Origin of the sequence: Brevibacterium sp. JSBI002 (assembly GCF_026013965.1) — a bacterium.
Taxonomy (GTDB): Bacteria; Actinomycetota; Actinomycetes; order Actinomycetales; family Brevibacteriaceae; genus Brevibacterium.
This window is the reverse complement of record NZ_CP110341.1, coordinates 713970-724667: the sequence shown is the minus strand read 5'-3', so window position 1 is coordinate 724667 and position 10698 is coordinate 713970. Positions and strand designations below refer to the sequence as shown.

At 65.6% G+C, this 10698-nt stretch carries 9 protein-coding genes and 3 tRNA genes; 9 read left to right on the top strand and 3 right to left on the bottom strand.

Features of this window, described 5'->3' with window-relative positions; all coding sequences use genetic code 11:
- Positions 1 to 32 precede the first annotated feature (32 nt).
- Together LJ362_RS03115 and LJ362_RS03110 are read left to right on the top strand one after the other, a co-directional pair.
- Complete coding sequence (locus LJ362_RS03115; RefSeq protein ID WP_264800710.1) at positions 33 to 1754, top strand: thiamine pyrophosphate-dependent enzyme; 1722 nt, start codon at positions 33 to 35, stop codon at positions 1752 to 1754.
- A 70-nt stretch (positions 1755 to 1824) separates the two neighbouring features.
- Entirely contained in the window at positions 1825 to 3456 is a 1632-nt protein-coding gene (locus LJ362_RS03110) for an amidohydrolase (RefSeq protein WP_264800709.1), read from the top strand.
- A 62-nt stretch (positions 3457 to 3518) separates the two neighbouring features.
- Here LJ362_RS03110 and LJ362_RS03105 read toward each other — a convergent pair whose 3' ends face one another.
- The gene (locus LJ362_RS03105) at positions 3519 to 4883 is read right to left on the bottom strand and encodes an aspartate aminotransferase family protein (RefSeq protein WP_264800708.1); all 1365 of its coding nucleotides are present in this window, start codon (positions 4881 to 4883) and stop codon (positions 3519 to 3521) included.
- 88 nt (positions 4884 to 4971) lie between these two features.
- Between LJ362_RS03105 and LJ362_RS03100 the strand changes: the two genes are divergently transcribed.
- On the top strand, positions 4972 to 5583 hold the full coding sequence (locus LJ362_RS03100) for a YigZ family protein (RefSeq protein WP_264800707.1): 612 nt from the start codon (positions 4972 to 4974) through the stop codon (positions 5581 to 5583).
- 35 nt (positions 5584 to 5618) lie between these two features.
- Here LJ362_RS03100 and ybaK read toward each other — a convergent pair whose 3' ends face one another.
- Positions 5619 to 6119: a Cys-tRNA(Pro) deacylase gene (gene ybaK, locus LJ362_RS03095; protein WP_101546357.1), complete on the bottom strand. Its 501-nt coding sequence runs from the start codon at positions 6117 to 6119 to the stop codon at positions 5619 to 5621.
- Between the two features lie 207 nt (positions 6120 to 6326).
- Positions 6327 to 6674 (bottom strand): metallopeptidase family protein, encoded by a 348-nt coding sequence (locus LJ362_RS03090; protein ID WP_167194072.1) that lies wholly within the window; start codon positions 6672 to 6674, stop codon positions 6327 to 6329.
- 168 nt (positions 6675 to 6842) lie between these two features.
- On the opposite strand from LJ362_RS03090, the gene LJ362_RS03085 reads away from it, so the two are divergent.
- The 6 genes from LJ362_RS03085 (at position 6843) to LJ362_RS03060 (ending at position 10697) form a co-directional block, all read left to right on the top strand.
- Positions 6843 to 6915, top strand: a tRNA-Glu gene (locus LJ362_RS03085).
- Positions 6916 to 6952: 37 nt separating this feature from the next.
- Positions 6953 to 7026, top strand: a tRNA-Asp gene (locus tag LJ362_RS03080).
- A 71-nt stretch (positions 7027 to 7097) separates the two neighbouring features.
- Positions 7098 to 7173, top strand: a tRNA-Phe gene (locus tag LJ362_RS03075).
- A gap of 299 nt (positions 7174 to 7472) precedes the next feature.
- Entirely contained in the window at positions 7473 to 8342 is an 870-nt protein-coding gene (locus LJ362_RS03070) for an SDR family oxidoreductase (RefSeq protein ID WP_264800706.1), read from the top strand.
- Between the two features lie 347 nt (positions 8343 to 8689).
- Entirely contained in the window at positions 8690 to 9187 is a 498-nt protein-coding gene (locus LJ362_RS03065; RefSeq protein WP_264800704.1) for a hypothetical protein, read from the top strand.
- A gap of 64 nt (positions 9188 to 9251) precedes the next feature.
- A complete protein-coding gene (locus LJ362_RS03060; protein ID WP_264800702.1) occupies positions 9252 to 10697 on the top strand; it encodes a sugar porter family MFS transporter in 1446 nt (481 codons plus the stop codon).
- Position 10698 lies beyond the last annotated feature (1 nt).

Here is a 10698-nt window from a genome sequence, read left to right as displayed (position 1 = left end):
CACAGGAGGCGAAATGATGATAAGCATGGGGTATGGACACCTCCGCGTCTCTTTCTGCAGGTCATCTCATCGTCGAGGAACTTGAAGCACACGGAGTCACTCGCACTTATCTGGTTCCCGGCGAGTCGTATCTCGATGTCATCGACGGTCTCCGCGATTCGGCTATCACCCCGATCGTCTGCCGCCAGGAGGGCGGGGCCGCATACATGGCCGTCGCCGAGGGGCGGATGACCGGGGTTCCCGGCATCGCCATGGTTACGCGTGGTCCCGGTGCGGCGAACGTCAAGGTCGGCGTCCACACCGCGTACCAGGATGCGACCCCTCTCGTCGTCTTCGTCGGCCTCATCCCCACCGATCATCGCGGCCGCGAATCCTTCCAGGAATTCGACCTGGACGGCTGGTTCTCTTCGACCGCGAAGAAGGTGCTCACCCTCGATGATCCCGATAAGGCCGCCGAGGTGGTCGTCGACGCCATGCACACCGCCGTGACCGGGCGGCCCGGTCCCGTCATCGTCGGTCTGCCCGAAGAGGTCCTCGTCCGCCCGAGTTCGGGGACGGTGCTGCACCCACGTGTGCACGGATCGGCCTCACCGTACGCCGGCGATGTCACGGAGCTGCGTGCCCGCATCACCGCCGCCGACCGTCCCGTGCTCATCATCGGCGGAGAGGACTGGTCCCCGTCGACCTCGCGGCGCATCGCCCAATGGTCACGCGACCGCGGCCTCGGGGTGCTCGGCACCTTCCGTGCCTATGACGGCATCGACCACGACAGCCCGAACTTCCTCGGCATCTTGGGCTATGGTGCGTCCCCCGTGGCCAAGCGCACCCTCGCCGAGGCGGACCTGCACATCTTCTTGGGCTGTGTCCGCACCGACGTGGCCACCGACGGCTTCACGAATGGAGTCGACCAGCGCACCGTCGTCATCGGCCCCGATGCCGATGCGCACGGCCATTTCGGCCGCCTCGACCAGCACATCGTCACCTCGGTCAGCAGGTTCGCTCAGTCCCTGTTCACCGAGGAGGGAACCCGCACGTATTCGGTGTCCTCCGACGGCTCGATCGACGAACCGCCGCTCGGCGATGACCTGTCCGAAGCGGCCGGGGATGCCGTCCCGCTGCCGGATTGGGTCGCCGAGGCTCGGGCCGAGCTAGAGGGGTGGCGGAAGCCGCATGTGGAAGAGTCGGGGTCGGCCGCCTCGGCGGGGTTCGTCGACATGGACGAAGCATTCGTCCATGTGCAGGAGCTGCTGCCGAAGGACGCGATCATCACCTACGGGGCGGGGAACTTCTCCGGGTGGGCGACCAGGTTCCTGCCCACGCACGGGTTCCCCTCGGCGCTGGGCCCGCGCAACGGATCGATGGGATTCGGTCTGCCGGCTGCGGTCGCCGCCGCCCTCGTCCATCCGAAACGGGCGGTGTTCTGCATCGCCGGCGACGGGGATTTCCTCATGAACGGGCAGGAGATGGCCACGGCCGTACAGTACGGCGCGGACATCACCGTCGTGCTCAACGACAATTCGGTCTACGGCACGATCCGCGGTCATCAGGACCGCGAATATCCGGGCCGGGCCACGGCCACGGCACTTGAGAATCCGGACTTCGCAGCCATGGCCACGGCGTTCGGCGGTCTCGGCATCCGCGTCGAGCGGACCGAAGACTTCCGCGACGCGTTCGAGCGGGCGCTGGCACACAAGGGGCTCTCGCTCGTCCACTGCATCACGGATCCGGCCGTGCGCGGGGCGCGCCTGCCGTGAACGGTCTGTTGTGAACTGCCTGCCGTGAACGGTGGGGCGGACGGCGAACGAATCTGACTAAGGTGGATGCATGAGAATCGACGCGATCTTCACCGACCTCGACGCCTACACGCTTGATCCGACGCGCCCGCGGGCGCAGAAGATCGGGGTGTGGGGCAATCGGATCATCGGCTTCGACGAGGAGCTCGACGGCATCGATGCCGATCGTGTCGAGTCCTTGGGCGGGGCGACTGTGCTGCCGGGCTTCAACGACGTCCACTGCCACACGACGTGGTTCGGTCTCACCCTGGCCTCGGTCGATGTCACGGCGCTGCCCGGCGGTCTGCCTGATGTGTATGCCGCACTCGAGAAGGCCGCGGCGACGACTCCGTCCGGGGAATGGATCGAAGCCACGGGGTATGCCCACCGTGACTACGACGGGCAGTATCCGGACTTGGGCCGTCTTGACGAGATCACCGGGGACCGCCCCCTGTTCATGCGGCAGACGTCCGGTCATGCCGCGATCGCCAACACCGAGGCGATGCGACGGGCTGGGATCCTGGACCCCGGTTTCGAGGAGCCGGTCGGCGGCAAGGTCGTCCGCGACGCGGCCGGACATCCGACGGGGCTGATCGAAGAGACCGCGCAGACTCTGGTGCAGGATCTCATCCGCCCGTATTCGCTCGACACCGTCGTCGACGCCCTCGATCTGGCGACGGCCTACTACGCGAAGGAAGGAATCACGTCCTTCGGCGAATGCGGTATCGCGTACGGCTGGATCGGCCACTCCCCCATCGAGATCAGCGGCTATCTGCGGGCCCGGGAGGAAGGCAAGCTGCGGGCGCGAGCGCAGCTCATGCCGCAGGCCGACGGGCTGCACCCGATCGCGGCGAACTCCGCCGATGGTTTCGGCATCGGTTTGGATGCGGGACTGCGCACCGGCCTCGGCGATGATCTCATCTCGATCGGGCCGGTGAAGTTCTTCATGGACGGGGCCCTGTCCGGCGAAACCGCGGCACTGCGGGAGAACTACGCGGGCAAGGACCACCCCGGCTATCTGCAGGACGACGCCGAGGTGCTGCGGCAGCAGATACTGGACACCTATGCCTCCGGCTGGTCGCTGGCCGTGCATGCCATCGGCGATGCCGCCGTGGATGCGGCGGTCGCCAACATCGTCGAAGCGCAGAAGCGCTATGGCCGCCGGTCGGTGCCGAACCGGATCGAGCATGCCGGATTGGTCCATGACGAGCATCTGGCGACGCTGGCCGAGCACGGTATCGTCGTCACTCCGCAGGCGGCGTTCGCCGACGGCATCGGGGACGGGATGAACGCCTCGCTCGGGCCGGATCGGCGGCACCTGATCTATCGGGCGAAGTCGTTCGTCGATGCGGGTGTGCCGATGGCCGGCAGTTCGGATCGGCCGTGCGCCGACGGCAATGTGCTGCGCGGAATCGAAGCTTATGTCACCCGGAAGACCCGTGACGGTGATGTCATGGGTTCGGCGGCCGAAGCCCTAAGCGTCGATGAGGCGATCGCGGCCTACACGGTCGAGGCGGCGAAGGCCTCGGGCCAGGGCGCGGACAAGGGAACGCTGAGCCGCGGCAAACTCGCCGACTTCGTCGCCTTGGAGACTCACCCAGGCAACGTCGCGGCGGACGAGATCGCAACGATCCCGGTCAAGGCCACGATCCTAGGCGGCAACTACACCCACCAAACCCCCTAATTGCTACCTGACGGCGGCCCAGCAACCTCGCGCCAGGTTGCTGGGCCGCCGTCGGGTAGTAACTAGCGGGGGAAGTCTAAGTCGGTGAGGACTTTCTCGAAGACTCCGAGGCCGCGTTCGAGGTCCTCTTCGCTGATGTTGATCGGCGGGACCACGTGCAGGCGGTGGTAGTTGTTGAACGGGATGACGCCGTGTTCCTTCAGCGCCGCCACCACCGAGGCGACCTCAGGTGAGCCTCCGCCGTAAGGGGCCAGCGGCTCCTTGGACTCCTTGTCCCAGACGAGCTCGATCGCCCAGAACGCTCCGATGCCGCGGACCTCTCCGACGTGCTTCGAGCTCTCCGCGATCTGCCGCAGACGGGGTCCGATGATCGTCTCCCCGATGTGAGCGGAGTGTTCGATCATGCCCTCGTCGGCCATCGCGTTGATCGTCGCGACCGCGGCCGCGCAGGCCAGCGGGTGCCCGGAGTAGGTCAGACCGCCGGGGTAGACGCGTTCGGCGAAGGTCTCGAAGATCGCGTCGCTGATGACGACACCGCCCAACGGCACGTACCCGGAGTTCACGCCCTTGGCGAAGGTGATGAGATCGGGAACGATGTCGAAGTGCTCGAAGGCGAACCACTTGCCCGAGCGTCCGAATCCGGCCATCACCTCGTCTGCGATGAGCACGATCCCGTGCTCGTCGCACAGCGCCCGCACACCCTGCATGTACTCGGGGCTGGGCACCATGATGCCGGCGGTGCCGGGAATGGATTCGAGGATGATCGCGGCGATCGTCGCCGGCCCCTCCAGCTCGATGGTCCGACGCAGGTGCTGCAGCGCGCGTTCGGTCTCTTCCGCCTCGGTGGTGGCATGGAATTCCGAACGGTAGAGGAAGGGCCCGAAGAAGTGGACGACGCCCGATTCTCCGGTCTCGTTCTCCCACCGGCGCGGGTCACCGGTGAGGTTGACGGCCGTCTGGGTTCCACCGTGGTAGGACCGGTAGCGGGAGAGCACCTTCGTTCGCCCGGTGTGCAGCCGCGCCATGCGGATGGCGTGTTCGTTCGCGTCCGCTCCCCCGTTGGTGAAGAACACGTGATCGAGCCCTGCCGGAGTGCGGTCGGTGATGAGTCGGGCCGCCTCGGACCGTGCGGCGTTGACCGTGGCCGGGCTGATCGTGCACAGCACATCGGCTTGGTCCTTGATCGCGGCCACGACGGTCGGATGCTGGTGGCCGATGTTCGTGTTCACCAGCTGCGAGGAGAAGTCGAGGAACTCCCTGCCCTCACCGTCGATGACAGTCGACCCGTGGGCGCGGGCGACGGTCGGAGGGTCGATGAGCCGCTGTGCCGACCACGAGTGGAACACGTGTGCTCGGTCGAGTTCACGGGCTCGGGCGGATTCGTCCTTGAGCGCTGCGAGGTCGGCGTCGTCGAGATGGTGCACCATTGTCACCCTTTCACTGAAGTACCGGGGATGAGCGCGGAATCCGCGCCCGTGGGCTCATCGTAGAACACATTCGACTACAGTGACGAGCATGTCTTACCGGACCATCGTCAGCCCCGTCGAGGCCGAGATCGAGATCAAGAGATCCCGTTTCCTCGCCCGTCTCTCCCCTGCCGCGGATGAGGCCGAAGCCAGGTCCGTCATCGCCGAGGCGCGCGCCGAACATCCGAAGGCACGCCACCATTGTTCGGCGTTCGTCCTCGACACCGATTCGCGCACTCAGCGCTTCAGCGACGACGGGGAACCGGCCGGCACCGCGGGCGCTCCGATCCTCGATGTCGTCACCGGCCATGATCTGACCTTCGTCGTCGCCGTCGTCACCCGGTATTTCGGCGGCACCCTGCTGGGCGCGGGCGGGCTCGTGCGCGCTTACGGTCAGGCCACCTCGGCGGCGGTGGATGAGGCCCGGATCGTCACCCGTCGTGAGCGCGTCCCTGTGTCCGCACACGTCGACTATGCCCAGGCCAACGCCCTGGAGCGGGCGGCCGGGAACCGGGGGTGGACGACGCGGGCCGACTACGGCGGTGAGGTCGGACTCGACGTCCTGGTTCCCCTCGCCGAGGTGGCTGATACCGTGGCGATGTACGCCGACCTCACCGCCGGTCGGGCAGAGCCCGAGGTCGGTGAGGTCGAATGGGTGTGAGGCCGGGGATCAACGCTCGGATCAGCGAGATCTGATCAGTCGAGCGCGGCGATCTTCGCGACCTGGGCGTTCGTGAGCATGACGAGATCCTCGGGGCGGATCTCGATCTCGAGACCGCGACGGCCGGCCGAGACGAACACTGTCGAATGGTCGAGCGCGGTGCGGTCGACGACGACCGGCACGGCATGGCGCTGGCCGAACGGAGAGACTCCGCCGACGGGGTAGCCGGTGCGGCGTTCGGTCTCGGCGACGCCGGACAGCTGGGCCTTCTTCGCTCCGCGCGCGGAGGCCAGGGCCTTGAGGTCGAGCTGACCGGAGACGGGGACGAGCGCGGTCACGGGCTGCCCGTCGACCTGGATCATCAGGGTCTTGAACACCTGGTCGGAGCTGACGCCGAGTTTGTCGGCGGCCTCCGAGCCGTAACGGCGGGTGGCGGGGTCGTGGTCGAAGCTGCGCAGGCTGTAGTCGATGCCTGCCAGGTTGAGCACTCGCACGGCCGGGGTCGCCGCGCTGGAAGTCTTGGATGCAACTGTCATAAGGGGGTAGTGCCTCCTGCCCGCAGGTCAGCGGGGCCAGGAGGCGCAGCTTTCACGACTCCGTGTCCCCGCATCGACACGGACGGAATGTTGTATCGGTGCTGATAGGTACCCGCCCACAATAGGCGAAGTAGGCTCGCGGACGCCAATTCCCGTGACGTCAAGTGACCCGCCGGTAATCCGATCCGCTCGTTCAGTCTGGGACGTTCAGCCCCACCCGAGTTCGTGGAGTCGGTCATCATCGAGCCCATAGAAATGGGCGATCTCGTGGACGATGGTGATGACGATCTCTTCCCGCAGGTGGTCCCGATCCTCTGCGAAGTCGATGAGGTTGTCACGATAGATGAAGATGTTGTCGGGCATCTCGAACCCGGCGATCCCCCGCTCCCCGATCGGCGTGCCGTCATAGAGGCCGAGCAGATGTCGATCGCCGTTCTCCGGCCGGTCCTCGACGAACAGTGCGACATTGTCCAGCTGTTCGGTCACCCCGGCAGGCAGCAGATCCAGGGCTTCGCCGAGGATCGCGTCGAACTCCTCATCACTCAGGGCCTCCATGCCTCCCACTCTAGCGACTCCGCTCCCCTCGCCGAGGCGGCCCTGCGGAACGTCGAAAAGCACCGTTCTCGCCGTGTGACCGAGGACACTCCTTTTCGTTTTGCATTCCGCGAATCGGGTGGGATAAGCTTAACGTCGTTGCCCACGGGGAATCCGAGGACAACCTGGGCCCCCATCGTCTAGAGGCCTAGGACACCGCCCTTTCACGGCGGCGACACGGGTTCGAATCCCGTTGGGGGTACGGTGTAAGATCGTAAGGTCTTCCATCGCAACAGCAAGGCCCTGTGGCGCAGTTGGTTAGCGCGCCGCCCTGTCACGGCGGAGGTCGCGGGTTCGAGTCCCGTCAGGGTCGCGGAGCATAAGGCTCTTCTTCGGAAGAGCCTTTGTTTCTCTCGGCATACTGCTTGAGTATGCCGGCGGCTCGGCTCTGTAGCTCAGTTGGTAGAGCGTTCGACTGAAAATCGAAAGGTCACCGGATCGACGCCGGTCGGAGCCACCACACGGAAGCCCCGCTTCCCCAGGGAAACTGGGGAGCGGGGCTTCTCCACGTCTGCGCGCACCTCTTGAAATCCGAATCACCTGGAGTAGGTTGAAGACGAGTTCGATGACCCGCCCACGTCGGAAAGGCGCAGGGCGAGAGGAGAGCTGACTCCCCGGATCTACAGGCGATTGGCAAACCCGCTCTTGTGTGACCCACGGCACACTGATGTACTGTTGAGTAACATCTCGTGGGGTCCGCTTGAGCGGGTTCTGCTCGCGAGGGACAGCACTGACGCCTAACTGCAAGGACGCACGGACATGACGCGTGGAACGAAGATCGCCGGCAGCCGCATCCTCATCACAGGGGCCGGAAGCGGAATCGGCAGACTCATGGCTCTGGACGCGGCGGCCCGCGGCGCAGCCGAGGTCATCATCTGGGACCTCTCGGACGAACGCGGAGACGCGGTGCGCGCCGAGGTGGAGGCCGCAGGAACCAAGGCCCGATCCTTCACCCTCAACGTCGGCGTTGCCGACCAGGTTGCCGCCATGGCCGAGCAGACCGGTCAGATCGACGTCCTCGTCAACTGCGCAGGCATCGTCTCCGGCAAGAAGCTTCTCGACATGGAGGAACCGGCGGTCCGTCGCCTCTACGACGTCAACACCTTCGCCCTGTACTGGACGACCCAGGCCTTCCTGCCCGGAATGATCGAGCGCGACCGCGGCTCCGTGGTCACAATCGCCAGCGCTGCCGGCCTGACCGGAGTCGCTCGACAGACCGACTACTCGGCGAGCAAATGGGCGGCGGTGGGCTTCACCGAGTCACTGCGCGGAGAGCTGCGCGCCGACGGCAGCCGGGTCAATACGCTTGCTGTGTGCCCCTTCTATATCAACACCGGCATGTTCAAGGGAGTGCAGACGAAATTCCCGCGCCTGCTCCCGATCCTCGAAGAGAACGAAGTGGCCACGCGGGTCCTCGATTCCGTTAAATCCGGTCGTGAGCAGCTGGTCATGCCCTCGCTCGTCCGCCTGGTTCCGGGTGCCCGTCTCCTGCCGACCCGAGCTTTCGACAAAGTCATGGACTTCCTCGGTGTCAACCAGACGATGGACCACTTCACCGGCCGGACCGGGTCGGACCAGAAGCACAGGTCACCGGAAGGAGACGTGCCGGTCTCCGTGGCACGTCACTAAGCGGCAGAAGGTCCTCGAATAGGATGTCACCGAGTTCGAGGCTCTTTCTGCTCCGACAGTATTCTCCGCCTCCGCGCAGTCTGCCAGCCCGGCAGAATGCGGCCGGTGGAAACTCTGTGCTCAACGCACACGACCGGCTACAGCAGCACGGAGTTCGCACTGACGACTGCCGACTAGCTCGGCCTCATCTCGGCGGGCCGAGGTGCCGGGGGAGAAGTTTCTGACCGATTAGGACTGGGCACGGTGGAAGGAGCACTTCGATCGGAAGTGGGTGCGCACCCGTAGCCTGCAGGCCGACGACGTGCAAGAATGAGGGCCCGAGACTGACCACGAGCAAAGGAGAGACCATGAGCGATTTCGATTCGGACTCGGCCGACCGGCTGGAAGACGACCCCATCCTCGACGATCCCGAACTCGACGATCCGACGGCCGAAGAGTTGGATGATCCCGAACTCAGCGCCGCCGAGGCCGAGGCCGAACAGGTCGACCTCGAGTCCGGCATCGGCGACGAGCCCGCCGAGGCTACCGTCGAACCCGGTGCCGAAGGTCCGGAGGGCACCGGGATCGAAGGTGCCGACGATGCTCTCGTCGACGACGCCGGCGGGGACGACGAGAACGAGGCTCCCGGTCTCTCCGACGAGTTCAACACTGATCAGTCACCTGCCGCGGAACAGGGCAATCGTGTCGGCGACGAGATGGTCTCCGACGACGATGACGAATTCGAAGTCGCCGAGCTGGATGGCGACGACCTCAATGTCGATGCCCTGGCCGACGACGGAACCGAAGAGGTCTCGGTCATCGACGGCATGCCCGAAGTCATCGACGACTCATATCAGGAGGACTGAGCTCCAACCCCTCCGCTTGCGGCAGGCTCCCATGTGTTAGGACTGAAGGGGAAAGGAGTCGCCCATGCCACCCGGATCCCCGCGTCGCCGATCGACGTCCACCGCCAGCACGAACTTCGAACTCCCCCACGTCGGCACAGGACGCCCCGTCCACCGCCTCGGCATCATCGCCACGGTCGCCACCTTCGGCGGTCTGCTCTTCGGCTATGACACCGGAGTCGTCAACGGAGCCCTCGAACCTCTGAGCGAGGACTTCGGCCTGACCGCCCTGAGCGAAGGCCTCGTCGTCGCCTCTCTCATGGTCGGCGCCGCCTTCGGTGCGGTCTTCGGCGGTCGAGTCGCCGATGCCTGGGGCCGGCGCAAGACGATCCTGCTGCTCGCCTGCGTCTTCGTCATCGGCACGCTCGGGTGTGTCCTCGCCCCGGGTCCGGAGTTCCTCATCGGCGCCCGCTTCGTCCTCGGGATCGCTGTCGGGGGCGCCTCGGCGACGGTGCCCGTCTACCTCGGCGAGATCGCTCCGTCGGAGAAGCGCGGCAGCTATGTCACCCGCAATGAGCTCATGATCGTCGGCGGTCAGCTTGCAGCGTTCGTCATCAACGCCGTGATCTTCAACTTCTTCGGACACGTCGACTCGATCTGGCGGTGGATGCTGCTTGTTGCCCTCGTGCCGGCGATCGCCCTCCTCGTGGGCATGATCTTCCAGCCCGAGAGCCCGCGCTGGCTGATCTCGCAGGGGCGCACTGAGGAAGCTCTGGCCGTGCTCAAGCAGGTCCGCTCCCCCGAACGTGCCGAAGCAGAGATCGACGAGGTCACCCACCTCGCCGCCGAGGATGCGAAGGAAGCCACCGGCGGACTCTCCGACCTCGGCACTCGCTGGGTGCTGCGTCTGGTCATCATCGGTGCCGGACTCGGCTTCTTCCAGCAGCTCACCGGGATCAACTCGGTCATGTACTACGGAACTCAGCTGCTCACGAGCGCGGGCCTGGATTCCGGTGTCGCCATCATCGGCAACATCGCCAACGGCGTGTTCTCCCTGGCCGGCATTTCCTTGGGCATGTATCTGCTCAACAAGCTGCCGCGCCGGGTCATGTTCCTCACCGGCTACGCCCTCATCGCGGTCTTCCATACACTCATCGCCCTGACCGCGGTCATCGTGCCGCCCGGACCGGCACAGGCGTGGACGGTGCTCGCCTTCCTCGTCCTCTTCGTCTTCTCCATGCAGGGAACCGTCGGCCCGCTGACCTGGCTGATGCTTTCGGAGATCTTCCCGATGAAGATCCGCAGCTTCGCCATGGGCATCTGCGTGTTCGTGCTGTGGATCATGAACGCCATCGTCGCGCAGTTCTTCCCGCCGCTCATCGAGGCCCTGGGCATGACCGCGACCTTCGGCATGTTCGCCGGCCTCGCCGTGATCGCCTTCGTCTTCCTGGCGCTGATGCTGCCGGAGACGAAGGACAAGGACCTCGCAGAGTTCGAACGCGAGTTCAAAGCCGAGTACGGACGCAGATAAG

Coding starts and splice junctions, on each gene's coding strand:
- LJ362_RS03115 (WP_264800710.1), top strand. CDS start 33: ATGGACACCTCCGCGTCTCTTTCTGCAGGTCATCTCATCGTCGAGGAA.
- LJ362_RS03110 (WP_264800709.1), top strand. CDS start 1,825: ATGAGAATCGACGCGATCTTCACCGACCTCGACGCCTACACGCTTGAT.
- LJ362_RS03105 (WP_264800708.1), bottom strand. CDS start 4,883: ATGGTGCACCATCTCGACGACGCCGACCTCGCAGCGCTCAAGGACGAA.
- LJ362_RS03100 (WP_264800707.1), top strand. CDS start 4,972: ATGTCTTACCGGACCATCGTCAGCCCCGTCGAGGCCGAGATCGAGATC.
- ybaK (WP_101546357.1), bottom strand. CDS start 6,119: ATGACAGTTGCATCCAAGACTTCCAGCGCGGCGACCCCGGCCGTGCGA.
- LJ362_RS03090 (WP_167194072.1), bottom strand. CDS start 6,674: ATGGAGGCCCTGAGTGATGAGGAGTTCGACGCGATCCTCGGCGAAGCC.
- LJ362_RS03070 (WP_264800706.1), top strand. CDS start 7,473: ATGACGCGTGGAACGAAGATCGCCGGCAGCCGCATCCTCATCACAGGG.
- LJ362_RS03065 (WP_264800704.1), top strand. CDS start 8,690: ATGAGCGATTTCGATTCGGACTCGGCCGACCGGCTGGAAGACGACCCC.
- LJ362_RS03060 (WP_264800702.1), top strand. CDS start 9,252: ATGCCACCCGGATCCCCGCGTCGCCGATCGACGTCCACCGCCAGCACG.